A 24,165-nucleotide genomic window follows, 5' to 3' on the forward strand; every position below is an offset into this window, starting at 1 on the left:
GAACAAGGCCGACTGATCCGGAGACCCTCATGGCCCTGTCGACCTGGCTCGCTTTTTTTGCTGCGGCATGGGCGATTTCCTTTTCGCCGGGGCCAGGTGCGATCTGCTCGATGGCCTCCGGCATGAAGTACGGCTTTCGGCACGGTTTCTGGACCGTCCTGGGGCTGCAGGCCGGCATCCTCTGCCAGCTGCTCATTGTCGCCATCGGCGTGGGCGCCTTGCTGGCCACGTCCGAACTGGCCTTCACCGCCGTGAAATGGGCGGGGGCGGCCTACCTGGTCTACCTGGGGATACGGCAATTCCGGACGGATGCGGCGCCCGTTGCCGTCGAGGCCCGGCCCCACCCCGGCACCCATCCCATCCGCGATCAGCTGCTGCGCGGCTATCTGGTCAACATCAGCAACCCCAAAGGCACGATGTTCCTGCTGGCCGTCGTGCCGCAGTTCCTGGACCTGAACCGCCCGCTGGCCCTGCAATACGTGCTGATCGGCGCCACGCTCAGCCTGACCGACGTGGTCGCCATGAGTTGCTATACTTCGCTGGCCTCGCGCATCCTGGGTCTGCTGCGCCGTCCCGGCCACATTCGTTGGCTGAACCGCTGTTTCGGATCCCTGTTCATCCTGGCCGGCACCGTCCTGGCCTCTTTCAGCCACAGAAGCTGAATCCACCGATCACTACCATGAGTCTGACCGCCGAAGTCGCCCGCCGACGCACGTTCGCCATCATTTCCCACCCTGACGCCGGCAAGACCACCTTGACGGAAAAGCTGCTGCTGTTCGCAGGCGCCATCCAGATCGCCGGCAGCGTCAAGGCCCGCAAGGCCAGTCGACATGCGGCATCCGACTGGATGGAAATCGAGAAGCAGCGCGGCATTTCCGTGGCCTCCTCGGTCATGCAGATGGAATATCGCGACTGCGTCATCAATCTGCTGGATACGCCGGGCCACCAGGACTTTTCGGAAGACACCTATCGCGTGCTGACCGCCGTGGATGCCGCCCTGATGGTGATCGACGCCGGCAACGGGGTGGAACCCCAGACCATCCGCCTGCTGCAAGTCTGCCGCGCCCGCAACACGCCCATCATCACCTTCATCAACAAGCTGGACCGCGAAGTGCGCGAGCCGCTGGAGCTGCTGTCCGAGATCGAAGGCCATCTGGGCATGGACGCCATCCCCTTTTCCTGGCCCGTGGGCATGGGGCGGCATTTCGGCGGCGTCTTCGACATCCGTCACGATCATATGCGCGTATTCCGCCCCGGCGCGGAGCGCGACCAGCACGATGACGAGACCATCGAGGGCTTGAACAATCCCGTCCTGAAGCAACGTTTTACCGACGCTTACGAAAAAGCGCACGAAGAAATCGAACTGATCTCAGGCGCCGTCCCCGATTTCGATCACGAGGCCTTCCTGGCCGGGCGGCAAACGCCGGTGTTCTTTGGCTCGGCCATCAATAATTTCGGTGTGCGCGAAGTGCTGGATGCCCTGGTGGAACTGGCCCCGGCCCCCGGACCCCGCGCGGCACTGGAACGATCCGTCGAGCCCGACGAGCCCAAATTCAGCGGCGTGGTCTTCAAGGTGCAAGCCAATATGGACCCGGCGCACCGCGACCGCGTGGCGTTCGTGCGCGTCAGTTCGGGGCATTTCCAGCGCGGCATGCGCCTGAAGGTCGCTCGCAACGGCAAGGAAATCCGCCCCAACAACGTGGTGTCCTTCCTGTCGCAGCGCCGCGAGATCGTGGAGGAAGCCTTTGCCGGGGACATCATCGGCATCCCCAACCACGGCATCCTGCAGCTGGGCGACGTGCTGACCGAGGGCGAATCCCTGACCTTCACCGGCCTGCCGTTCTTTGCCCCCGAGCTTTTCCAGGCGGTCGAAGTCAAGGACCCCCTACGCACCAAACAGCTGCGCACCGGCCTGACCCAGCTGGGCGAAGAAGGCGCCATCCAGGTGTTCCGCCCGGAAGCCGCCGGCGGCGCCTTGCTGCTGGGCGCGGTCGGCCAGTTGCAATTCGAGGTGGTCGCCCACCGCCTGAAGACCGAATACGGCGTCGACGCCCGCCTGATGCCGTCGCGCTACAACCTGGCCCGCTGGATCACCAGCAAGGATCACAAGGCACTGAAGAAATTCATGGACGCCAACCATGCCAACATCGCCCACGACGTGGTCGATGCCGTCGCATTCCTGGCCACGTCGCCCGCGCAACTGCGGGTCGCCCAGGAACGCTACCCCGATATCGAATTCCACGCCCTGCGCGAACATGCGGGGCGGGTATTCGGCAGCGGCGTCTAAGCCCTATCCGATACAATGGAATGATCGAACGCATTGACTGACGAAGGAACCCGCCCATGTCCTGGCGTCTGATTTTCGCCGTTTTGCTGCTTGCCGCCGGGGCTTCCGCCTGGGGCGGCCTGCAGTTGGGCGACTGGTTGATCATCCATAGCCCGGCCCAGGTGCAGCCCGCCGAAACCCCGGTGGAACTGAGCGATACGCCGATCCTGGATGCCAACGGCAAACCCTTCATCGCCTCGGCGCCTCAGCCTCTGGCGGATGGACGATTGGGCGTCCCCAGCCTGCCACCGCCCGTTGACTGGCAAATCCAGACCACCCCGCTGATGGACGAACACCGGCCCATCGCGCTGGCCACGACCACCATCAGCATGGATGAGGCCATCGCCCTGGCGGCTCAGAACCAGCAGGGCGGCGGTCTGCAAGGCATTGCCGACCTGGGTACGCTGATCTCCAGCCAGTCGGTGCAGCCCATCGATGTCCCGTCGATGCCACCACCCCCCAACACCGCCGATACACAGGTCGTTGGCGGCAACGATTGGCAGGCCCCCTTCCAGGCCGAACTCAAAGCCTGCGAGGCCTTGGGCTTCTTTTCCCGCCCGTCCTGCGCCTGGGCCGCCCGCAACAAATACTGCGAGGCGCACCAGGCTTGGGGCAAAGCCAAAGACTGCCCCGCCAAACCCTGAACGCAGCCATGCTCCGCGTCCCGTAAAAAAACCCCCACGCTGCGCCTTCGGCTTGCTGCCCCCCAGGGGGGCGCTTTTACCTTGGGACGGCCCAGCGGTAAAAAAGCCGCCTATCCTTGCCAGGATGGCGGCCTGTTCGTATGGATATGGACCGGATCAGACTTGCGATTGCAGATAATTCTGCAGACCGACTTGTTCGATCAGACCCTGCTGGGTTTCCAGCCAGTCGATGTGTTCCTCGGTATCGTTCAGGATGGTCTGGAACAAGTCGCGCGACGTATAGTCCTGTACCGATTCGCAATATTGCATGGCTTCCTTGACGGTCGCCTGGGCAGCGGTTTCCAGCTTTAGATCACAGGACAGGATTTCCGGCACCGTCTCGCCGATCAGCAGTTTATGCAGATCCTGCAGATTGGGCAGCCCGTCGAGCATGAAGATGCGTTCGATCAGCATGTCCGCGTGCTTCATTTCACCGATGGATTCGTCGTATTCGTGCTTGCCCAGTTTTTCGTAGCCCCAGTGGCGCAGCATGCGCGCATGCAGAAAATACTGGTTGATGGCTGAAAGTTCGTTTTTCAGCTGCTGATTCAAATATTTGATGACAGTCTTGTCGCCCTTCATGGCCTGGCTCCTGAGACACGGCCCGCAGGCGTGCGGGCTACAGATCCCTAGGCTAACACGCAGGTCCCCGTCAAAGAAAGCGCCGGTCGGTCAGGCGACGCGGCGAATTTCCACGCTGGACAGCAGGGGCGCCTGAACGACGCGCTCAGGCGCTACCGCCTCTGATACGTGTTCGACTGCATACCGCCCGCCCGGCAGATAGTCGGTGGCGGTATCGGCGCACTGGCCGCAGCAGGTGGCGATGCCAAGCTGGGCCTGCAAGTCGCCGAGATCCGCCGCCCCCTGGGCGATGGCTTCCTGCACTTGCCGCTCGCTGATCGCATTACATACACAAATATACATGCGAATCATTATCATCCTTCTTAATCGGGAGCGCAAGCAATTTCAGTTCGCTGAGCGACGATGCTTTCTCAAGCTGGCGGGGGGGACTCCCATCACCTCGCGGTACTTGGCCACGGTGCGGCGGGCGATGACGATGCCTTGGTCGGCGAGCAACTTGGTCAGACGCATGTCGGACAGGGGCTGGTCTGCCGCCTCGGCATCCAGCAAGGTGCGCATGATGGCCTGAATCGCCCTGGACGAGGTGTCCTCGCCCGAGGCGGTCTGCACGCTATTGCCGAAGAATTGCTTCAGCTCGATCACCCCCCAGGGCGTTTGCGCGTATTTGAGACGTGTCGCCCTGGAAATCGTGGATTCGTGCAGCTCCAGCGCCTGCGCCACATCGCGCAGCGCCAAAGGGCGCAAGGCCGACGCGCCCTGGTCCAGAAACGCGCGTTGATGCACGGTCATGAATTCCGCCACCCGCAGGATCGTCTGACGGCGCTGACCCAGCTGCTGGATCAGTTGCCGGGCCTGCGTCATCTGCTCGCGCAGCGCAGGCGTCGACGCGGTCTCAAGCTGCTCCGCCAGATCAGGGGCCACCCGCAAACGGGGCTCAAGCGCCGGATTCAAGCTGACTTGCCAGCCGTCACCCGTGCGATAAAACAGGATGTCCGGCACCACGTAGTATGTGGCCTCGTCCTGCCAGAGACCTAGCGGATGCGGGTCCAGGCTGAGCAAGGCCTGATGCGCGGCTTCCAGCTGGACCCGATCACATCCCAAGGCCTCGCATAGACGCCCCCAGCGCCCCGCGCCCAGATCTTCCAGCAGGCCGGTCAGGCGCAATGCGCAATCCAGGACGCCGGATGGCCATTCGTCGGCCCGCGCCCGCAACTGCAGTCGCAGACATTCCGCCACATCCCGCGCACCGACACCGGCCGGGTCAAAGGACTGCAACAGGCGCAAGGCGGCGGACCACTCTTCATCCTGAATATCCAGCTCTGGCAGGGATGCGGCGTAAGTCTGTGGATCGAAGTCCAGATAACCCTGCTGATCCAGTTCGCCGATCAGAATCGTCACCAGGCCTTGGTCTCTGTCGCTGGCCCGGGTGGTGTGCAATTGTTGCAACAAATGGTCGGCGAGGCTCTGCGAGGCAGGTGATTCCGGGATATCATCCGTCACAGCCTGGCGCGATGGTTGCGACCAGTGACGATCCAGCATCTCGGCTGACGCCGATGCGGCATCCGGCGCGACGTCTTCACGTTCCAGCAGCGGGTTGTCCGCTAGCGCCTGGGCGATCTCCTGTTCCAGTTCCTGGGTCGAGCACTGCAACAGCCGCAAGGCCTGGCGCAGCTGCGGCGTCAGCGCCAGCTGCTGATGCTGACCCAGTTCCAGGGACGGTTGCGAACGCATATTTAACTCATTGAAGGCCATGACACAGGAATCATTCCAAACCCCAAGCCGGCAGGATTTCGCCCTGTTGCGCAAGCTGACGCTGACGCTGACGGCTACCTCCAAGATCCTGTCTGCAGCACTGGTCGTGCTGGCGGCACTTACCTGGTATGACCTGTTGAACCGCCTGCTGGCGTTTGGCAATGGCATTGATTATGCCGGAAACCACATCATGGGAGCGGAAGCCACCGCCCTGCTGCAACGCTACAACCCGTACTTCTGGGGGGCACTGGTCATTCTGTGCACGCTCATCGTAGCTTGGGTGGTGTATCTGGTCGTGCGCACCATCTTGGCCCGCGCCCGCTTGAAGCAGGTGGACGAGGCCTCTTTCGAGCAGTTGAGCAATCACCTGAGCGCTCCCGCGCTGGACGTGGTGCTATGGGCGTGGCAGCCGCGAGACGAACCGCTGCGCGTGGGCGATCTGCAACTGGCTCGCCAGGAACTGGCCTCTGGCCGGTCCCGCCGCCTGCAGCAGGCCGCCCGGCAACTCGCTGCGCTGGAAAACGCCCGCGCGCAAAAACGGACGCCGGACCAGGCATAAGCCGCCGCCTGCCCCGGTCACAGCAAGCGTCCCCGCAGACTGTTGCTGCGGATGGTCTCGGCAAGATTGGCCCGCAGCCGATCCATCACGGCGCGGGCAGCCACCGACAGATCGGAATGGGCATGCCAGACAAGCGACACCGTGCGTTCGACGGTGGGCTCGACGATGCGGGCAGCCGTCAGGCGACCGCTTTCGATATCGGTCACATAGGCCGAATAGGGCACGACGGTGTAGAACTCCCCCTGCATGATGATGCTGCGGTAGATGGACAGTGAATCCTGCTCGGACACGACGTTGATCCGGTAGCCTCCCTGGGCTGCCGTATTTTCCAGATCGATGCGCAACTGATTGTGACGCCCTCCCATGACCAGGGGATAGCGATGCAATTCCCGGAACGGTATTTCGGCGCCCGGCAGGGTGCGTCCGACCAGATAAAGTTCCTGTGACAGCACCGCTTCAGAGGCAGCTCCCGCCAAGGTCGCGGCATTCGGCAACAGGCCGAAATCCACCAGCCTGGCGGTGACCAGGTTTTCTCCGGATACCCGCAACAGATCCAGAATGGACAGGCGGATTTCCGGATAAGCCCGCTGGACATCAAAAAACACCCGCCCCGCCAACAACGGCGCCAGAGAACCGGCCAGCACGATCCGCACATCGCCCGACGGTTCGTTGCCGGTCGACAAGGTTTCCTGCCGGACCTGCTCGACGTGGCGGAACAATGCCGTCGCGCCGTTGTACAGCCGTTTGCCCGCCGCCGTCAGGGACACGCCACGGGTGCTGCGCAAGAACAGCGTGACCCCCAGATCCTGTTCCAGGGCCTTGATGTGCGCGGAAAAAGCCGGCTGCGCCAAATGCACCCGGCGGGCCGCCCCCGAGATGCTGCCGCTTTCGGCGGCGGCGATGAAAAATGTGAGCTGATCCAGACGCATGGATTCACCTATCGTATTTTGCGATAGCAATTATCCTCACATACTATTTTCACGATTGCAAATAGCTCGCTATAGTTCATTGGACACATCACAAGACTCAAGGGGAGCGTTTTGAAATACAGTCAGGCCATCAAGGGCGTCTTTGGCGATAAAGCGGACCGTGGACCGCTGTTCACCTTCTGGACGCACTTTCCCGACGCCGATCTGGATGCGGAGTGCCTCGCCGAGGCCACCATCCGCCTGCAACACCAGTTTCAGTGCGATCTGGTGAAAACAGCCCCCAATGGCATGTATGCAGTCGAAGATCTGGGCGTAGAGATCGATTTTTCCCAGGTGCCCCTGGGTGGCGTGGCCCGTATCGTATCGACCCCTTACCAACAAGCGTCTGATTGGGACAAGCTGCCCGAAGGGGACATCACCCAGGGCGCTCTGGCGCGTGAACTGCATTCTTTGCGCCTGGTACGCCAGGCGCTGCCGGATGTGCCCATCGTCTTCACGATCTTCAGCCCCATGACGATCGCCTCGAAACTCAGCCAAGGACGTATCCACGGCCAGATCGCGGCAGGGACCGATGGCCCCCGCATTCATGCCGCCCTGAACCGACTGGCCAACACCACCAGCGCTTATGCCCAGGCCGCCCTGGAAGCCGGCGCCGACGGCGTGTTTCTCGCCCACCAAGACACCGGCAGGCACCTGCTGTCCTACGATGCCTTCAGCGAATACGTCGCGCCGTATGACATCGAAGTCCTGACCGGCGCCGCCGCCGGACGCTTCAACGTGCTGCACATCCACGGCGAACGCATCCGTTTCCGGGAACTGCAGGACTATCCTGTCCATGCCATCAACTGGCACAGTTGGGAAACCCACCCTGGCGTCATTGCCGGCGCGCTCACATCCGGCAAATGCATTCTGGGCGGCATCGACCGCCGATCCGTCACCCGCAACGACATTCCAGCGATCCGGCGCCAGATCTCGACTGCACTGAGCGCCATGGAAAACATCGGCGACCTGATCCTGGCGCCAAGCTGTACCATTCGTGCCGGCTTTGATACAAACACCATCATCGCCCTGCGCGACTTCATCCGCAATCCCTATGCGCCAGAGGAGGAACGCGCCACCGCTCCGCTTTCCGGCGTATAGCCTGCAAGCACCCCGGACCGGGCCTCGCCCGGCATCTTTCATTAAATCAATACAAAATTCTTCCATTTCAGGAAAAGTGAGGTAAGACATGAAACGCTTGATTCCTCTTGTGTGCTTGGCCCTGTCCGCGACCATCGCCACACCGGCCCTGGCGGCCTACCCCGAAAAACCCATCGAAGTCATCGTGGCGTTCGGCCCCGGCGGCGGCACCGACGTGGCGGCACGCTCCATCGCCCGCTTCATGGAAGCCAAACTGGGCAACGGCGCCCGGGTCGCCGTCATCAACAAGCCCGGCGCGGGCGGCGAGATCGGCTGGACGACGCTGGCGCAAGCCAAGCCCGACGGCTACACCATCGGCATGATCAATCCGCCGGCTTTCGTGGCGCTGGCTGTCGAAGGCAAGGCGAAATACACGATGGACAGCTTCAAGCCCATCGGCAACATCGTGCTGGATCCCGGCATCCTGGTCGTCAATAAAGACAGCCCCTACAAAACGCTGAAAGACCTCATGGACGCGGCCAAAGCCAGTCCTGGCGCCATTGTCGTGGGGACGTCCGGCGCTGCGGGTTCATCCGAGCATATCGGCCTGCTGACCCTCAACAACACGGCAGGCGTGACCTTCACCCCGGCCTTCTTCGGCGCAACCGCGCCGGCCCGTCAGGCTCTGCTGGGCGGACACGTGCCGGCAGCGACCATGAACCTGTCCGAAGCACTGACCCTGGCGCGCAGCGGCGACATCCGGGTACTGGGCGTGATGTCCGAAGAACGCTCGCCCTATCTGCCCGATGCGCCGACCTTTGCGGAAAACGGCTACGACCTGATCGTGACTGCCTCACGCGGACTGGCGGCTCCGGCGGGCGTGCCTGACGATATCGTCGCCAAGCTGGAAAGCGCGCTCAAGGCGGCCATGGAAGATCCGGAATACGTGAAGACGGCGCAACAGGCTGAAATCCCGCTGGCGTATATGGATTCCGCCTCTTACACCGCGCTCATCAACAAAATCTACGCTGGCTTGACCGCCACCTGGAAGGTGATGCCGTGGCGTTAAACACAAATCCAAGCGGCAAACAGGCCGATCTGGGATTTGCGGCGATCCTGCTGGTGGTCGCCGTCTGGGTGATCGCCCGGACGAGCGACTACCCGGGCGCCAGCGGCACGTATCCGCGGGTGCTGGCCATCTTGCTGGCAATCGGGGCCGCACTCGTGATCGTGCGGCGCCTCAGGACCGCGGAACAGGCAGACGAACCCCGCCTGTTCCTGCACGCGGGCCGCTTCGCGCTGGGCCTGGCCGCCATCATTGCCTATGTGGCGGCCATCAGCCTGGTGGGCTACCTGCTGCCCAGCCTTGCCATCGGCGTCGTGCTGCCGTGGTGCCTGGGCTATCGCAAGATCAGCCTGTCCCTGAGCGTCACGTTGGGAACGATCGTCTTCATCGTTCTCGTGTTCTACACGATTCTGGGCCGCCCCATGCCGCCTGACCTCCTGAATCCAATCCTGGAGATGGTGCGATGATCGACGCTCTCCTGAACGCACTGCCGCACGTCTTTTCGCTCACTAACCTGTTCGCCGTGCTGCTGGGTTCGATGGCGGGCCTGGTGGTCGGCGCGCTGCCCGGTCTGACCGTGACGACCGGCATCGCCGTCCTGATCCCGCTGACCTTCGGCATGGACCCCTTGTTCGCGCTGGGCATGATGGCGGGGATGTACAACAGCGGCAGCTATGCCGGCGCCATCCCGGCCATTTTGCTGCGCGTGCCTGGTACGCCGGCGTCGGTTGCGACCATCCTCGACGGCTACGAGATGACCAAACAGAACCGCGCGGCCTATGCCTTGCAGATCGCGGTGGTCTCCGGCGTCATCGGCTCGGTGCTCTCGGCGCTGTCCCTGATCGCCTTTGCACCCACCCTGGCCAAGGTCAGCCTGCTGTTTGGACCCGCCGAGTATTTCTGGGTCGCGCTTCTGGGCCTGGCCACCGTGGCCTCGCTGCTGGGCAACGACTTGCTCAAGGGGCTGCTGGCGGCCGTCATCGGCCTGCTGATCGGCACCATGGGCATCGACATCTCGTCGGGCATCGAACGGTTCACCTTTGATCGGCTGGAATTCGCGGAAGGCATCGACCTGGTCGTGCTGCTCACCGGTCTGTTCGCCATCCCGCCCGTGCTGGAGATGATCGAGCAGGCCAGCCGCGAAGGCATGCCGCGTGAACTGCTGAAGCTCAAACGCCAAGGCTCGGTCATGCGCGACTGGCGCCGGTTCCTGCCGGTCTGGATGCGGTCCTCGGCGATCGGCATCATCGTCGGCATCCTGCCCGGCGCGGGAGGTTCCATTTCCTGCTATCTGGCCTATAACGACGCCAAGCAACGCTCGAAAGAACCGGAAACCTTCGGCAAGGGCAATCCGGAAGGCGTCGCTGCCTCGGAAGCCGGCAACGGGGCGGACAATGCCGCCTCGCTGATCCCCGCCCTGTCGCTGGGGATTCCGGGATCGGGCGTCGCCGCCGTGATCCTGGGCGGGCTGCTGGTGCATGGCCTGCGTCCCGGCCCGCAGTTGTTCACGGATCACCCGGACATCGTGTACGGCTTCATGCTGCAAATGCTGATCTCGGCATTCTTCCTGATCATCCTGGGCGGTCTGGCCGCCACCCGGATATTCGGTCAGGCCCTGCGCCTGCCGCCCGTGGTGCTGGCTCCCATGATCCTGCTCTTCCTGACGATCGGCGTCTATGCGGTCAACAACTCGCTGTTCGACCTGAGCACCCTGCTCATCGTCGGCATCGTCGCCTATGTGCTGGACCGTCTGGGGTATCCCAGCGTGTCGATCATTCTCGGCGTGATCCTGGGTCCCATCGCCGAAAGCCAGCTGAACCTGGCCCTGACGATTTCGGGGGGACGCCCGATGGCCCTGATCGCCTCGCCGGTGTCGATGATTCTCGTGTTCCTTACGGCAGTCATCCTGTTCATTCCGTTGCGCGGCATGTGGAAAAACCGCAAAACACAGGAGAAATAATTCGTGGAATACTGCACCAAGGCGCCCAGCGCCCTGTCCCCGGCCGACCGTGACTGGACCCGGCACGCCATCAGCATCCTGGAAGCGGACGGCAAACGGTCAGCCGACACCCACATGGTCAAGCCGGATTTCCCCGGTTTGACCGGCATCGACATCTACTTCAAAGACGAAAGCACCCACCCGACCGGCAGCTTGAAGCACCGGTTGGCCAGATCGCTGTTTCTCTATGGCATCTGCAACGGTCGCATCCGCAAGGGCACGACCCTGGTCGAGGCCTCATCGGGGTCCACGGCGGTCTCCGAGGCCTATTTCGCCCGGCTGCTGGGCCTGCCCTTCATTGCGGTGATGCCGAAATCCACCAGCCAGCAGAAAATCCAGGCGATCGAATGCTTCGGTGGTCGCTGCCACTTCGTCAACCATGCCGGCGAAATCTATGACGCCGCGCAGACATTGGCGGACGAGGCGAACGGCTATTATCTGGATCAGTTCACGCACGCCGAGCGCGCCACCGACTGGCGGGGCAACAACAATATCGCCGAAAGCATTTTCCGCCAGATGTCGGGCGAACCGCACCCCATCCCGGAATGGGTCGTCATGAGCGCCGGCACGGGCGGCACGTCGGCCACGATCGGCCGCTTCATCCGCTACCGCAACCTGGACACCCACTTGTGCGTGGTCGACGTCGAAGGCTCGGCCTTCTACGATGCCTGGCAAAACGGCGACCTGGACACCACCGCCAGCGGATCGCGGATCGAGGGCATCGGTCGCCCGCGCGTCGAGCCGTCCTTCATCCCCGGCGTGATCGACGAAATGATCCGCATCCCCGATGCGGCATCCATCGCCGCCGCCCATGTGCTGTCCGACCGGCTGTTCCGCCGCGTCGGCGGTTCGACCGGCACGAACTTCATGGGCGTGCTCTGCATGGCATCCATCATGCGTCAGCGCGGCCAGGCAGGGTCCCTGGTGACGCTGATCTGCGACAGCGGCGACCGCTACGCCACCACCTACTACAACGACGAGTGGCTGAAAGCCCAGGACATCCGCATCGACGACTGGCGCCGCCGGATCGAGACCTTCCTGGACACCGGCGAAGGCGTCCTGCTATGAACGCGCCCGTCCGCGTCGCCATCCTGGGCGCGGGCGGCGTGGGCCTGGCCAGCGCCGCTCTGCTAGCGCACAGGGGGCATACGCCGATCCTGTGGTCCCGCCATGCCTCTGCCGTCCAGGCCATCCAGGCTCAGGGTGTTCACGCCCAGGGCGTCCTGGAAGGTCAGTTCGCCGTTCAGGCCGACAGCGATCTGGCGGCGGTCGTGGGACAGGCCGGTGTCATCCTGCTGGCCGTACCCGCCAATGGCAGACGCCCGCTGTTCGACCGCCTGCTGCCCATGATCCGCCCCGGCCAGACCCTCATCATCAGCGGGGACCTGTCGCTGGGCGGCTGTTATCTGCATCGCCAACTGACGGCCGCCGGGATCGCCGCCGACGTGGCGGCCTGGTCCACGACCGCCGTCATGGGCCGGCGCCTGTCCCCCCATCAGGTTCTGGTGGGCGGCATTCGCCCCGTCGGGCCGATGGCGGTCCTGCCTGTTTCCGCCAGCGACCGCGCCATTGCCTTATGCAGCGAGCTGTTCGGCTCCGGTTTCACGGCTGCCGAACCTCTGGCCATTCTGCTGGGCAATCTGAATCCCCCCGTCCACATGGCCAATGCCCTGTGCAACATCACCCGCATCGAAAAGGCGGAAGCCTGGGGCAATTACGACGGCATCACGCCCGCCGTCGCCCGCCTGATCGAAGACCTGGACCAGGAAAGGCTGGATCTGGCCGCCCGTTGCGGGCTGAATGTGCGCAGTGTCCGTCAGCATTTTCATCGCAGCTTCGACCTGCCCGACACCCTGACGCTCGCTGAAATGGCCGCCGAACTGCACCGGCGTCGGCGCGGCGGCCCGCCGGGCCCCACCAGCCTGAACACCCGGTTCCTGACGGAGGACCTGCCCTTCGGGATATGGCCGATGATCCGCGCCGCCCAGCTTCAAGGCATCCGGCTGCCGCTGCACGAAGCCGGTCTGACGCTGCTCGGCAGCCTGTGCGGGCAGGACTTCGCCGCCGCGAATGACCTGATCGACGGCTGCGGCCTGGATGACATCCTGGCCCAGTCAACGCCCGCCGCCTGATCGCCGCGCCACGCCCGATCAGGCGTGGTGCCGGTGACGCCACCAATACACCGTCACCCCCAGGATCAGGGCAATGCCCAGGTACCCCAGCAAGGGATACACCGTGCCCACCAGCGTCGTGAAACCGGCAAAGCTCAGCCCCAGACCGACAAAGCTGGACACCACGCTGATCAGGCGGAATTTCGGCGTTTCCGGATCGGCGAAACGGGCGCTGAAGGCAAAGAACATGCCGACCGCCGTGCTGTAGATCATGCAGCACAGCGACACCATCATCAGCCAGCCCAGCCAGGGGTTCAGACTTTTAGCCAGCAACACCGTGGGCATCTCTGCACCGCTGATCTGATCCAGGTTGGCAAACAGACCGATATTCAGCAGCAGAATCAACAATCCCAGCCCCAGGCCGCCCAGCACGCCGCCGCGCGTGGTGTTGCGCATGTTTTTACTGCTGCCCGACAGCACCGCCAACAACGGGAAGCCGACGGAGATATTGAAAGACGCATACAGCACACCGCCCAGGAACCAGTTGGGCGCGGCGCGATCCTGCTGGGCCTCGGCCAGGGTGTTCAGGGTGGCGATGTCGGCATCGCTGCGCAACAGGGCGTAGATGACCAGCACGACCACCAGACACAGCAGCAGCGGCGTGACGGAACTGATCAAGTCGACAATGCGCTGCACGTTCAGGCACAGCGTCAGCGCCACCAGCACGGTCATGAACAGCCCGCCCGCGATCAGCGGCAGACCGAAATGTTCCCGGAACAAAGACCCCGTGCCGGCCAGCATGGCCACCCCCACCCCGAACAGGAAGAAGATCAGGGCCAGATCGACCAGAGATCCCAGTTTGGGACCAAAGATCGCATTGAGCACCACCTTGTGGGAATGCGCCTGCAACCGCGTGCCGATGCGCGCCACCTGCATGCCCAGAAAGGCGAACAGCAGGCCGGAAATCAGCGTGCCTGCCACCCCCCACAGGCCGAAGTGGGTGAAAAACTGCAGCACTTCCTGACCCGAGGCAAAACCACCCCCGATGATGACGCTCATATAGGCGGAAGCCAACTGAAGAACCTGTCGATTCATGGTGCTCTCACTCGTCCGCAGCAGGCCGGATAAGTCTGGCGGACACATAGATCATGTTGGATAAAGCGCACATTGTGCCAAGACAGACCGCCTCTGACACTTGCGCTATGGCGAAAAATATGTTCGACTTCAGTCTATGACTATTTCACGCGCACCTTTTGATGTTGTCCGGCAGGCCTCTGCCGACGCGTCCGTGCGCGCTCCCGCGCCAACTCTGGTGCGGTGCTCTCCTGTCCTACTGGGTCTACTGCTAGCGATCGGTTGCCGGGCCTAGCGCCGCGTGGCAGTTCGGCAGCCTTTCCTACGCCACATCTTCGCGACCCCGCGATGATTGTCCGCCCGTGATCCGGGCCCCAGATCCAGACAGGTATTGCCATGATTCAGAACCCCTCTTCGAAATATATTCCGTTCGCCCCGTTCACGCGCGACTACGCTGAACGCACCTGGCCCAGCCGCCGTATCTCCGCCCCACCGATCTGGATGAGCACCGATCTGCGCGATGGCAACCAGGCGCTGATCGAACCCATGAGCGTCGATCGCAAATTGCGCTTCTTCGACCAACTGGTCAAGATCGGCTTCAAGGAAATCGAAGTCGGCTTTCCCTCTGCATCCCAGACCGACTACGACTTCGTGCGCAAGCTGGTGGACGAAAACCGCATTCCCGACGACGTCACCATCATCGGCCTGACCCAGGCGCGCGATGATCTGATCCCGCGCACCGTACAGGCGCTGGCCGGCGCCAAGCACGCCATCGTGCACATGTACAACGCCTGCGCCCCGGCCTTTCGCAAAATCGTCTTCAACATGAGCCGCGACGAAGTCCGCGCCATCGCCATCGAAGGCACGAAAACCGTCAAGGCCGAAATCGCCAAATACCCCCAGACCCACTGGCGCTACGAATATTCGCCGGAAGTCTTCAGCACCACCGAACCCGAGTTCGCCCTGGAAGTCTGCAATGCCGTGGTCGATACCTGGCAGCCGACCGTGCAGGACAAGATCATCCTGAACCTGCCGGCCACCATCGAAGCCACCACGCCCAATCTTTACGCCGACCAGATCGAATGGATGCACCGCAATCTGGCGCAGCGCGACAAGATCGTGGTCAGCGTGCACCCGCACAATGACCGGGGCACCGCAGTGGCCGCCGCCGAACTCGCTGTCATGGCCGGCGCCGACCGCATCGAAGGCTGTCTGTTCGGCAACGGCGAACGCACCGGCAACGTCGACCTGGTCACGCTGGCCCTGAACCTGTACACCCAGGGCGTCCATCCCGGTCTGGATTTTTCCGACATCGACGAAGTGCGCCGCTGCGTGGAAGACTGCAATCAGCTGCCCGTGCACCCGCGCCACCCCTACGTGGGCGACCTGGTGTTCACCGCCTTTTCCGGTTCGCACCAGGATGCCATCAAAAAGGGTTTCGCCATCCAGCAGCCCGACGCGGTATGGGAAGTTCCCTACCTGCCGATCGACCCTGCCGATCTGGGCCGCAGCTACGACGCCGTCATCCGCGTCAACAGCCAATCCGGCAAGGGCGGCGTCGCCTATCTGCTGGAACACGAGCACGGCCTGATTTTGCCGCGCCGCCTGCAGATCGAATTCAGCCGCGCCATCCAGCGCGTCACCGATGAGACCGGCAGCGAAGTCACGCCTCAGGCCGTCTACGAAATCTTTTCCAGCGAATACCTGGAACGGGATACGCCCTGGGAACTGGTGCGTCACCGCATCACCGGCAGCCCCAAGACCACCGGCCAGAAACAATTCATGATCGAGGTCGAAATCCAGACGGACGGCCAGACCCGGCAGCTGTCGGGCCAGGGCGACGGCGCGATTTCCGCCTTTATCGATGCGCTGGGCATCGAGGCCCGCATCATGGACTATCAGGAACACGCCATCGGCACCGGCACGGACACCCGCGCGGCATCCTACGTGGAAGTCCGTATCGGAGACGAAGCCAACGGCTATGGCGTCGGCATCCACGAAGATATCGTGACTTCGTCGTTCCTGGCGATCCTGAGCGCCGTCAACCGCTATGCCGCGGCCCACAAGACATTGCCGGTGCGGGTATCCGCAGCGGCCTGATCACAGGAATATCTTTCCGCCCGTCTGGCCAGACCCGCCCCCTAGCCTATCCGGCCAGGGCGGCGGCGGTCAGATCCCATCAATACACGATGGCCAGCCCCGGCAGATCAACCGTGATCCGGGGCTTTTCCAATGCCTGCACGGCATAAGCGGCGAATTCCCGCGCCAGACCGGCCTGGGAAGACAGGGCGCGATAGCCCAGCGCATCGGCCACCCCCAGGATTTTGTCCAGCAGCAGGACTTTGCCGCTGACCCGCAAAGGTTCGCATTCCAGCGCTTCCCAGCGCTGTTCAAACCACGCGCGCGCCGCGCGCGCCAGTTCCGCATCGACAGGCGTGTCGACATCGAATTCCAACGACTGGTGCGCATCAAACACTACGATCACATGACCCTGCATGACATGGTTTCCTTACCAGATAGGGGCGGGTTCCCAGGTGACGTCTTCGCCTTTGGCGCGAGCCAGGCGCAACATGGTCAGCAGCGGCCAGGCGCGACGGCGCATACCCACCGGCTGGGCAATGGGGTGTTCGGTCGCGTCGTCGTGTTCATCGGCATGGTCGTTGTGACTGGTATCGGTTTCCACCAGGGCTTCGACCCCCGCGATGGCGGCATCCAACTGGGCCCGTGTGATGACCCCTCGTTCCGGTAAATCCGGGGTGTCGAATTTTTTGCCTGCGGCGACCAGGATGGGCCTGGCGTGTTGCGCGAACATCAGGACCTCGGCTGCCGATTTGGACTGAAACAAAATGAGCATGATGGGTCTTCCGCAATGGACATAAACATACACTAACTCAAGTTCAGCCCCCTGCCAAGTCGGACACTATCGGGCATCGACAGGAGCCGAAGCATGCCCGAAACCCGCACCCTCCGCTGCTTTTCAACGATCGCCCTGCGCCGGGCGACAATGCGCCATTGTCTGTGGATCGGCCTGATCATTCCGGGGTCCGTCATGGCGGACACGCACGCCGCCCTCAGCTGCAGAGCCACCCCGGCCACCCCCGAACAACACCCGCCCTGCGGCGCCGCCGCGGCACTGGGTCCCACCCGCGAACCGGACCTGGATACGGGCATCAGCAACCCCGTTCACCGGATCACCGGGGAAAAATTCCTGCGGGACGCCGATCTGCCGGCATCCCTGGACGGCGCCAGCCCCGGCTTCGTCCGCCTGTACCGGTCCGGATCCACCCAGGCCGGCGCGTTGGGCGCGGGCTGGACCAGCGACTATGACGTGACGCTACGGCGCAGCCCTCAGGGCTGGCGGCTGCAGCTGGCCGATGGCCGGGTCGTGCGCTACGACAAACTAGGCCAATCCACGCAGGCGGACGATGGCCGCATCCAGGCGGCGCAGGCGTTCAAGCCCGCGACAGGCCAGGAGGGTTCGAACATGGACGGCATCACGCACGTGTGGATCGGGCCGGATACCCGCCGCCTGGCCTTCGATACCCAGGGCCGCTTGCGCCGCATCATCCAGCCTGGGCAGCCCGCCACACAGATCGATTACCGCGCGGATGCCCCCGGCCTGATCGCCCGAATCCAGCAGGGGGATCGGCGCTTGACGCCGCACTATGAGCTGCCCGGCCCCCTGCTGCGATCACTGGAGACGCCGCTGGGAGTCTTTCGCTATGAATACGACAGACCGGCCAGCGCTCTCAAGGCTGACAGCAATTCCGACGCCTTCGCCCGCCCCCGGCTGCGCACCGTCACGCGCCCGGACGGCATGCAACGCCACTATCACTACGAACCGGAACGGCAAGCCGGTCACGCGACGGTCATCACCGGTGTCACGCTACGGGATCGCGCTGGACACACCCAGCGGATACGCAGCTGGACCTACGACGCCCAGGGTCGGGTCGAACACGCGATTCCAGGACCGCCGGAACAGAATGCGGGCCGCCTGAGCCTGCGCTATCCGCTGGACGGCGCGGATCCGGTAGCGCGCGACGAACAGGGGCGGCTGAGCGCCTTAGGCGCGCTGCGCATCGAACGCACACCGGATGGGCGCATCCGCAGCCTGAGCCAAGCCCAAGGCGGATGGCCCGGCCTGCGCATGGACTACGACGCGCAGGCACGGCGCAGCGCCTGGCGCAGCACGCTGACTGGTCAGACCCGACTGCGCTACGACGGCCACGGTCGCTTGCACGCGCTGACCCACGCCAACGGCGACACCCTGACACTGCGGCGGGATGCCGCAGGTCGTCCCATCCACCTGCGCTATGCCGGCACGACCGCCGCAGACGTCGCCGTGACGCTGCAGTGGCGGGGCCGCCATCCGCGCCGCCTGGAACACCCCGAGGAAATCGAATATCTGGATCACAACCCCGACGGGCAAGTCCTGGCCCGCACCATCCGGCGGCCCCACGCATCCGGCACACTGCACTATCGGGAAACCTTTGCCTACGACGAGACGGGCCGGTTGTTGCGCCACGACCTGCCCGAAGGCGGGGCGCTGCACTACACCTGGTCCGCCGATCATCGGCTGACCGGACTGATCTGGGAAACCCGCGACGGGGTCCGGCATACCGTGATCGAAACGATCGCCGGCCTGGCCGGCTACCGCTACGGCAACGGCCTGCAGCTGCAAGCCGGCGCGGACCATCAAGGGCGCGCCGATCGGCTGATGCTGAGCCACGACGAACACGTATTATGGGGCGAGCATCGCCTGCACGATGCCCACGGCCAGGTGCTGCAGCAAAACCTGCTGGCCCCGGATCGCCGGACACGGCGCCGCTACGCGCATGATGCCCAGGGGCGTGTGATCGGCATCCACGAACAGCGCGAACCCGCCGCCCCCGCGGTCCTGAACTGGTTGGCCTGGGCCGAGGACGGCAGCCTGATCGGTCTGGGCGCGCCGGACAGCGCATCCGATGTCGCCCCGTCCCGGCTCACCGGCCCGGTCTTTTCTGCAGCCGCCCAGACACCGCGCCTGCCCGCCATCCGCCGCGATGTCGCCGGTCTGCCCCTGCAAATCGACGACCGCTCTGTGCGGTATCAGGCCCAGCAACGCCTGGCCGACGTCCGCCAGGACGGTCGCCTGCTGGTCCGCTATACCTACAACGCACGCGGCCAGCAGATTCGCCAGCAATCCGATTCACAGGACATCGAACGCTACTACATAGACAACCGCCTGGCGGCCCGTTGGGTTCGTCCCATCGCAACCAGCGGAGCCGCGCCCCGCTTCGGCGTCAGCGAACGCTATCTGTATGCCCAGGACGTGCCGGTCGGCCTGCTGCGCACCGACGCCCATGGCGTCACCCGCTTGTTCTTCATTCATGCCGACCTGCTGGGCGCGCCGGTCCTGATGACGGACGAGACGCGCGCCGTCCGCTGGTCCGCCGACTATGACACCCTGGGTCGGGCGCGCCGCCTGTCCGGCGACCTGTCCTTGCCGCTGCGCAGGCCTGGGCAGGACGAAGATCCGTTCACCGGCTGGCACGACAATGTCTTTCGCACCTACCTGCCGCATCGGGGGCACTATCTGGAACCCGATCCCCTGGGACCAGCGCCAGGGCAGCAGGCGTTGGGCTACGCCGCTCAGCAGCCGCTGCGCCATATCGATCCGCTGGGGCTGATTCTGCTGGCTTTCGATGGCACCCGCTATGGCCGCGCCAACCAAAGCAATGTCTGGAAACTGACGCAAGCCTATGACGACGGCCCGGCCTACTACCATGCGGGCCCCGGCAACAACCTCTATCTGGACTGGAATGCCGTCACTGCCGCCGACAGCGGCCAGATTCTGCGCAATCAGTGGCAATCGCTGATGAATGCGCTACACAAGGCGCAGGGTTCCGCTACGTCGGTGCCCATCGATATCCTGGGCTATTCGCGGGGGGCCGCCCTGGCCCGCGATTTCGCCAATCGCATCGCCCGCCAGACCCGCAATGGCTGGTTTTCCTACGACGATCCTTTGCGCGGTACGATCGGCCTATGCGTGGATCTGCGCTTTCTGGGCTTGTTCGACACCGTGGCCCAGTTCGGACTGCTAGGCGCCGCCAACGCCGGTTTCGACCTGAGCATCGCCGGAGCCTGGAGCTGGGTGGCTCACGCCGTCGCCCTGCACGAGCTGCGCACACTATTCCCCCTGGTCTCGGCCCGCGCAAGCGCCCCCGCCAACACCGTCGAAGCCCCTTTCATCGGTGCGCATGCCGACATCGGCGGCGGCCTGCTGCTGGACGAGCGCGGTCACGCGCAGGACGGCGGCGATCTGTCGGACGTGGCCTTGAACTGGATGCGCTGGCAGGCGCTGGCTGCCCTGGTGCCCATGCAAGCGCCGACAGCCGAAGAACAGCAGGTGACGCGACCTTGGCTGCACGACGAACGCAGCCCCGTCCAGCGTCTGCTGGCGGGCGACCGCGATCTGCAAGACAGCGACACTCGATCGCTGGGCCCTCAGGGCGCCGACCCCCGGATCGGGGCGGTCCAGCGCCAAGCATTCGAGACCTTCATCCAGCGCATCAGCCACTGGGAACTGAACGCCGGTCATGTCGTCGGGCAGGTGGATATGCAAGGCTATGGCGCCTGGCTGGAAACGCAGCTGGGCCTGCCAGGGATGCGTTGAACCTGGCACCCGCCACAGGCCGCACCGGGAGCGCAGGCCGCGACTCCGGCACGAATGCCCTGAAATCGGGCTATCATTTCAGGATATTCTTGGCGGCATGGCGGGCGGACCACGCTCGATGCCGCCGTCACCTAGCACCATTCCGTCATGCTGCCACAGCAAACCGCCCAGCTTATTACCCTCTTGCGTACCGCCCTGGATTCCCTGATCCCGGACCTGACGCTGGACATCACCCTGGAACGCCCCAAAGTCGCCGCCCACGGCGACGTGGCCTGCAACGTCGCCATGCAGGCCGCCCGCAGCGCGCGCCGCAATCCGCGCGAACTGGCGCAGGCCATCATCGACGCGGTCCTGGCCCAGCCGGATGCCGCCTCCCTGATCGCACAGGCCGAGGTCGCCGGCCCCGGCTTCATCAATTTCCGGCTGTCCAATGCCGCGCATCAGGCCGTGCTGGACGTGATCCAATCGCAGGGCGAGCGCTACGGCCACCGCCCCGCCCAGGACGACCGCATTCTGGTCGAATTCGTGTCGGCCAACCCGACCGGGCCGCTGCATGTGGGCCACGCCCGCCAGGCGGCCCTGGGGGACTCCATCTGCCGCCTGTTCGCCACCCAGGGCGCCCAGGTCGCACGCGAGTTCTATTACAACGACGCCGGCAACCAGATCCATAATCTGGCCATCAGCGTGCAGGCACGCGCACGCGGCATCGAACCTGACGCTGCCGCCTTCCCCGAAGACGGCTACAAGGGTGAATACATCCTGGATATCGCCCGCGACTACCTGGCCCGCGCGACGGTGCAGGCCAGCGATGGCGAACCTATCCAGGCCAGCGGCGATCTGGACGACCTGGATGGAATCCGCCGCTTTGCCGTCACCTATCTGCGCCGCGAACAGGATCTGGATCTGCAGGCCTTCGACTTGCGTTTCGACAACTACTACCTGGAAAGCTCGCTGTACACCAGCGGTCGGGTGGATCGTACGGTGCAGGCCTTGATCGACGCCGGTCACACCTACGAACAGGGCGGCGCCCTATGGCTGCGCACCACTGAACTGGGGACCGGCGACGACAAAGACCGCGTGATGCGGAAATCCGAAGGCGGCTACACCTATTTCGTCCCGGACGTGGCCTATCACGTCGCCAAATGGGAACGCGGCTTTCATCACGCGATCAATATCCAGGGCACCGACCACCACGGCACCATCGCGCGGGTGCGCGCCGGCCTGCAGGGCCTGGGCCTGGGAATCCCGGCGGACTACCCGGCCTATGTGCTGCACAAGATGGTGCGCGTCATGCGCGACGGGGCCGAAGTCAAAATCTCCAAGCGCGCCGGCAGCTACGTCACCCTGCGCGACCTGATCGACTGGGTGGGGCGCGATGCGGTGCGCTTCTTCCTGGCGCAGCGCCGGGCGGATTCCGAATTCGTTTTCGACATCGACCTGGCCCTGTCGCGCAGCGAGGAAAACCCGGTCTATTACATCCAATACGCGCATGCCCGCATCCATTCGCTGCTGCGCCAGCACGATACAGCGCAACAAGCACAATCGGCAGACCCATCCTTGCTGACGGCGCCTACCGAAATCACTTTGCTGCAGCGCCTGGCGGAATATCCCGGCGTGTTGACTCAGGCCGCCCAAGAACTGGCCCCCCATCAGCTGGCATTCTGGCTGCGCGACTGCGCGGCGGATTTCCACGCCTGGTATAACGCCGAGCGTATCCTGGTGGACGACCCCGCGCTGGGGGCCGCCCGCCTGCGCCTGGCTCGGGCGACTGCCCAGGTCATCGCCAACGGCCTGGGCCTGCTGGGGGTCAACGCCCCCGAACGGATGTAAATTCATGGCCACACGCAAGAAAAAATCCTCCGGCAGCGGCTGGTTCGGTCTGATCCTGGGCATGGTCCTGGGCGTGGCCGCCGCCGTGGCGGTGGCGCTGTTCGTCACCCAGGCGCCCATGCCCTTCAAGGACAAGGCCAGCCGCAACGCGCCCACCACCCTGCTGCCGGACGTGCAAAACGCGCCCGATCCGAATATTGCCCTATACGGCAAGGACGGCCCCGCCGGTACGCGCACGCCGGCCCAGGGCGGCAGCGCCCTGAACCCGCCTGGCGCCGCACCCGCCCCCGGCCAGCCAGACAATCCGCTGTCCGACGCCATCGGCCAGATCATCTCCGAGCTCGACCAGCCTGCCGCCAAGCCGGCAACGCCGCCCCCGGCTGTCGCCGCCGCGCCCAAGCCCAGCGCCGCGCTGTCCTTGCCGCCACCGCCCGCGCCGCCGCCCAACAAACCCGCCGCCAATACCCAGACCACGTATTTCCTGCAGACGGGCGCGTTCCGCTCGAACTCCGAGGCTCAAGCGATGCTGGCCCGCGTGGTTCTGCTGGGTCTGCCGGTGCGCATCGAACCCGGCGAATCGAACGGCGCCGCCATCAACCGGGTGCGTGTCGGCCCCTTCAAGGGCATCGACGAAATGAACCGCGCACGCGCCAAGCTCGGGGATGAGAAGATCGAATCTTCGGTCATCCGTCCCTGAGGCCAAGCCACGGATTCACACGACAGGGAACCAGATCTGCCGAGCGCGATCCAAGACCCTGTTCCCTGTCGATTTTTTGGAGTTTTACGATCATGAGCGCCTTGTTTTCCCGTTTTGCCACCGGCCTGCTGATGGGCCTGGCCGCCCTGGCCATGTCGCCCGCGCACGCAGCGCCTTTCGACACGCTGGACCCGGTGCAACCGTCCGACTCTCCGGGCAAGGTCGAAGTCCTGGAATTCTTTTCCTATACCTGCCCGCACTGCGCCAAGATCGAACCGCTGGTGACAAAATGGCGCCAGACGCTGCCTGACACGGTCGCGTTCAAGGGCGTACCGGTCGCCTTCAATGCCAGCATGAAAGATCTGCAGAAGCTGTACTACACGCTGGATGCGCTGGGCCGTCTGGATCTGCACGACGCGGTCTTCAAGGCGATCCATCAGGACAATCAGCAACTGTTCAAGGCAGACGAGATCACCGACTGGGTGGTCGCCCAGGGCGTGGATCGCACGGCATTCACGGATGCCTTCAATTCGTTCGGCGTGCAGACCAAGATCACGCGCGCCGACGAGCTGACCAAGGCCTATCACATCGACGGCACACCGTCGCTGGCGATCGGCGGGCAATACGTGACGTCACCGGCGCAGACAGGCAGCTACCAGGGCGCGGTCGACGAGGCCGACAAGCTGGTGAAGCAGTTGCTGGCCAAGCAGAAGTAAATCTGTTCTTGCGGGGCTGATTTTGTCTTAACGCGGCTGTGGCGCATAGGCTGCCTGGCCGCAGGCC

22 protein-coding genes are annotated in these 24,165 nt (G+C 64.1%); 15 read left to right on the top strand and 7 right to left on the bottom strand.

What is annotated here, in order from left to right; genetic code table 11:
• Nucleotides 1-29: 29 nt before the first annotated feature.
• The 3 genes from WBF69_RS11280 to WBF69_RS11290 are packed head-to-tail and all read left to right on the top strand — an operon-like array spanning nt 30 to nt 2,970.
• Nucleotides 30-662, top strand: coding sequence for a LysE family transporter (locus WBF69_RS11280; RefSeq protein ID WP_424264180.1), 633 nt, complete (start codon nt 30-32; stop codon nt 660-662).
• 17 nt (nt 663-679) lie between these two features.
• Entirely contained in the window at nt 680-2,287 is a 1,608-nt protein-coding gene (locus WBF69_RS11285; RefSeq protein ID WP_424264182.1) for a peptide chain release factor 3, read from the top strand.
• Between the two features lie 56 nt (nt 2,288-2,343).
• Nucleotides 2,344-2,970, top strand: coding sequence for a hypothetical protein (locus tag WBF69_RS11290; RefSeq protein ID WP_424264184.1), 627 nt, complete (start codon nt 2,344-2,346; stop codon nt 2,968-2,970).
• A gap of 156 nt (nt 2,971-3,126) precedes the next feature.
• Here the strand turns inward: WBF69_RS11290 and bfr are convergent, their stop codons facing one another.
• The 3 genes from bfr to rpoN all read right to left on the bottom strand — a co-directional run bounded on the left by bfr (nt 3,127) and on the right by rpoN (nt 5,322).
• On the bottom strand, nt 3,127-3,591 hold the full coding sequence (bfr, locus tag WBF69_RS11295; RefSeq protein WP_424264185.1) for a bacterioferritin: 465 nt from the start codon (nt 3,589-3,591) through the stop codon (nt 3,127-3,129).
• Between the two features lie 90 nt (nt 3,592-3,681).
• Complete coding sequence (locus WBF69_RS11300; RefSeq protein ID WP_424264187.1) at nt 3,682-3,933, bottom strand: (2Fe-2S)-binding protein; 252 nt, start codon at nt 3,931-3,933, stop codon at nt 3,682-3,684.
• 42 nt (nt 3,934-3,975) lie between these two features.
• Nucleotides 3,976-5,322 (bottom strand): RNA polymerase factor sigma-54, encoded by a 1,347-nt coding sequence (gene rpoN / locus WBF69_RS11305; RefSeq protein ID WP_424264189.1) that lies wholly within the window; start codon nt 5,320-5,322, stop codon nt 3,976-3,978.
• Between the two features lie 19 nt (nt 5,323-5,341).
• Here rpoN and WBF69_RS11310 point away from each other — a divergent pair, with 19 nt between their 5' ends.
• Nucleotides 5,342-5,902 carry a hypothetical protein gene (locus WBF69_RS11310; RefSeq protein ID WP_424264191.1) on the top strand — a complete coding sequence of 187 codons (561 nt, stop codon included), beginning with the start codon at nt 5,342-5,344 and terminating at the stop codon, nt 5,900-5,902.
• Between the two features lie 17 nt (nt 5,903-5,919).
• On the opposite strand, the gene WBF69_RS11315 is transcribed toward WBF69_RS11310, so the two are convergent.
• On the bottom strand, nt 5,920-6,831 hold the full coding sequence (locus tag WBF69_RS11315) for a LysR family transcriptional regulator (RefSeq protein ID WP_424264193.1): 912 nt from the start codon (nt 6,829-6,831) through the stop codon (nt 5,920-5,922).
• A gap of 111 nt (nt 6,832-6,942) precedes the next feature.
• Between WBF69_RS11315 and WBF69_RS11320 the strand changes: the two genes are divergently transcribed.
• From WBF69_RS11320 to WBF69_RS11345, 6 genes are all read left to right on the top strand, one after another.
• Nucleotides 6,943-7,971: a uroporphyrinogen decarboxylase family protein gene (locus WBF69_RS11320; RefSeq protein ID WP_424264195.1), complete on the top strand. Its 1,029-nt coding sequence runs from the start codon at nt 6,943-6,945 to the stop codon at nt 7,969-7,971.
• 88 nt (nt 7,972-8,059) lie between these two features.
• Nucleotides 8,060-9,019 (top strand): tripartite tricarboxylate transporter substrate binding protein, encoded by a 960-nt coding sequence (locus tag WBF69_RS11325; protein WP_424264197.1) that lies wholly within the window; start codon nt 8,060-8,062, stop codon nt 9,017-9,019.
• Nucleotides 9,010-9,483: a tripartite tricarboxylate transporter TctB family protein gene (locus tag WBF69_RS11330; protein ID WP_424264199.1), complete on the top strand. Its 474-nt coding sequence runs from the start codon at nt 9,010-9,012 to the stop codon at nt 9,481-9,483. The genes WBF69_RS11325 and WBF69_RS11330 overlap by 10 nt, the downstream gene beginning before the upstream one ends.
• Nucleotides 9,480-10,976, top strand: a complete 1,497-nt coding sequence (locus tag WBF69_RS11335; protein ID WP_424264201.1) for a tripartite tricarboxylate transporter permease — start codon at nt 9,480-9,482, stop codon at nt 10,974-10,976. The genes WBF69_RS11330 and WBF69_RS11335 overlap by 4 nt, the downstream gene beginning before the upstream one ends.
• A 3-nt stretch (nt 10,977-10,979) precedes the next feature.
• Nucleotides 10,980-12,083: a PLP-dependent cysteine synthase family protein gene (locus tag WBF69_RS11340; RefSeq protein WP_424264203.1), complete on the top strand. Its 1,104-nt coding sequence runs from the start codon at nt 10,980-10,982 to the stop codon at nt 12,081-12,083.
• On the top strand, nt 12,080-13,147 hold the full coding sequence (locus WBF69_RS11345; RefSeq protein ID WP_424264205.1) for an NAD/NADP octopine/nopaline dehydrogenase family protein: 1,068 nt from the start codon (nt 12,080-12,082) through the stop codon (nt 13,145-13,147). The genes WBF69_RS11340 and WBF69_RS11345 overlap by 4 nt, the downstream gene beginning before the upstream one ends.
• An 18-nt stretch (nt 13,148-13,165) precedes the next feature.
• Here WBF69_RS11345 and WBF69_RS11350 read toward each other — a convergent pair whose 3' ends face one another.
• Nucleotides 13,166-14,185 carry a hypothetical protein gene (locus tag WBF69_RS11350; protein ID WP_424264207.1) on the bottom strand — a complete coding sequence of 340 codons (1,020 nt, stop codon included), beginning with the start codon at nt 14,183-14,185 and terminating at the stop codon, nt 13,166-13,168.
• 411 nt (nt 14,186-14,596) lie between these two features.
• Here WBF69_RS11350 and leuA point away from each other — a divergent pair, with 411 nt between their 5' ends.
• Entirely contained in the window at nt 14,597-16,300 is a 1,704-nt protein-coding gene (gene leuA, locus WBF69_RS11355) for a 2-isopropylmalate synthase (RefSeq protein ID WP_424264209.1), read from the top strand.
• A 79-nt stretch (nt 16,301-16,379) separates the two neighbouring features.
• On the opposite strand, the gene WBF69_RS11360 is transcribed toward leuA, so the two are convergent.
• Nucleotides 16,380-16,697 carry a hypothetical protein gene (locus WBF69_RS11360; protein WP_424264211.1) on the bottom strand — a complete coding sequence of 106 codons (318 nt, stop codon included), beginning with the start codon at nt 16,695-16,697 and terminating at the stop codon, nt 16,380-16,382.
• Nucleotides 16,698-16,709: 12 nt separating this feature from the next.
• Nucleotides 16,710-17,054, bottom strand: coding sequence for a DUF1840 domain-containing protein (locus WBF69_RS11365; RefSeq protein WP_424264213.1), 345 nt, complete (start codon nt 17,052-17,054; stop codon nt 16,710-16,712).
• Between the two features lie 93 nt (nt 17,055-17,147).
• On the opposite strand from WBF69_RS11365, the gene WBF69_RS11370 reads away from it, so the two are divergent.
• From WBF69_RS11370 to WBF69_RS11385, 4 genes are all read left to right on the top strand, one after another.
• Nucleotides 17,148-20,855, top strand: a complete 3,708-nt coding sequence (locus WBF69_RS11370) for a phospholipase effector Tle1 domain-containing protein (protein ID WP_424264214.1) — start codon at nt 17,148-17,150, stop codon at nt 20,853-20,855.
• A 147-nt stretch (nt 20,856-21,002) separates the two neighbouring features.
• Complete coding sequence (argS, locus tag WBF69_RS11375) at nt 21,003-22,685, top strand: arginine--tRNA ligase (RefSeq protein WP_424264216.1); 1,683 nt, start codon at nt 21,003-21,005, stop codon at nt 22,683-22,685.
• Nucleotides 22,686-22,689: 4 nt separating this feature from the next.
• Entirely contained in the window at nt 22,690-23,382 is a 693-nt protein-coding gene (locus WBF69_RS11380) for an SPOR domain-containing protein (RefSeq protein ID WP_424264218.1), read from the top strand.
• A gap of 92 nt (nt 23,383-23,474) precedes the next feature.
• On the top strand, nt 23,475-24,098 hold the full coding sequence (locus WBF69_RS11385) for a thiol:disulfide interchange protein DsbA/DsbL (RefSeq protein WP_424264220.1): 624 nt from the start codon (nt 23,475-23,477) through the stop codon (nt 24,096-24,098).
• Nucleotides 24,099-24,165 lie beyond the last annotated feature (67 nt).

The sequence above is a fragment of the Castellaniella sp. genome, assembly GCF_049673105.1.
GTDB lineage: Bacteria > Pseudomonadota > Gammaproteobacteria > Burkholderiales > Burkholderiaceae_B > Castellaniella.

Bases quoted from the DNA above. Each gene is read 5' to 3' on its own strand.
- leuA (WP_424264209.1), top strand. From the start codon at position 14,597: ATGATTCAGAACCCCTCTTCGAAATATATTCCGTTCGCCCCGTTCACG.
- WBF69_RS11345 (WP_424264205.1), top strand. From the start codon at position 12,080: ATGAACGCGCCCGTCCGCGTCGCCATCCTGGGCGCGGGCGGCGTGGGC.
- WBF69_RS11365 (WP_424264213.1), bottom strand. From the start codon at position 17,054: ATGCTCATTTTGTTTCAGTCCAAATCGGCAGCCGAGGTCCTGATGTTC.
- WBF69_RS11300 (WP_424264187.1), bottom strand. From the start codon at position 3,933: ATGTATATTTGTGTATGTAATGCGATCAGCGAGCGGCAAGTGCAGGAA.
- WBF69_RS11350 (WP_424264207.1), bottom strand. From the start codon at position 14,185: ATGAGCGTCATCATCGGGGGTGGTTTTGCCTCGGGTCAGGAAGTGCTG.
- WBF69_RS11310 (WP_424264191.1), top strand. From the start codon at position 5,342: ATGACACAGGAATCATTCCAAACCCCAAGCCGGCAGGATTTCGCCCTG.
- WBF69_RS11360 (WP_424264211.1), bottom strand. From the start codon at position 16,697: ATGCAGGGTCATGTGATCGTAGTGTTTGATGCGCACCAGTCGTTGGAA.
- WBF69_RS11370 (WP_424264214.1), top strand. From the start codon at position 17,148: ATGCCCGAAACCCGCACCCTCCGCTGCTTTTCAACGATCGCCCTGCGC.
- WBF69_RS11285 (WP_424264182.1), top strand. From the start codon at position 680: ATGAGTCTGACCGCCGAAGTCGCCCGCCGACGCACGTTCGCCATCATT.
- WBF69_RS11315 (WP_424264193.1), bottom strand. From the start codon at position 6,831: ATGCGTCTGGATCAGCTCACATTTTTCATCGCCGCCGCCGAAAGCGGC.
- WBF69_RS11280 (WP_424264180.1), top strand. From the start codon at position 30: ATGGCCCTGTCGACCTGGCTCGCTTTTTTTGCTGCGGCATGGGCGATT.
- argS (WP_424264216.1), top strand. From the start codon at position 21,003: ATGCTGCCACAGCAAACCGCCCAGCTTATTACCCTCTTGCGTACCGCC.
- WBF69_RS11290 (WP_424264184.1), top strand. From the start codon at position 2,344: ATGTCCTGGCGTCTGATTTTCGCCGTTTTGCTGCTTGCCGCCGGGGCT.
- WBF69_RS11325 (WP_424264197.1), top strand. From the start codon at position 8,060: ATGAAACGCTTGATTCCTCTTGTGTGCTTGGCCCTGTCCGCGACCATC.
- WBF69_RS11385 (WP_424264220.1), top strand. From the start codon at position 23,475: ATGAGCGCCTTGTTTTCCCGTTTTGCCACCGGCCTGCTGATGGGCCTG.
- bfr (WP_424264185.1), bottom strand. From the start codon at position 3,591: ATGAAGGGCGACAAGACTGTCATCAAATATTTGAATCAGCAGCTGAAA.
- WBF69_RS11380 (WP_424264218.1), top strand. From the start codon at position 22,690: ATGGCCACACGCAAGAAAAAATCCTCCGGCAGCGGCTGGTTCGGTCTG.
- WBF69_RS11335 (WP_424264201.1), top strand. From the start codon at position 9,480: ATGATCGACGCTCTCCTGAACGCACTGCCGCACGTCTTTTCGCTCACT.
- rpoN (WP_424264189.1), bottom strand. From the start codon at position 5,322: ATGCGTTCGCAACCGTCCCTGGAACTGGGTCAGCATCAGCAGCTGGCG.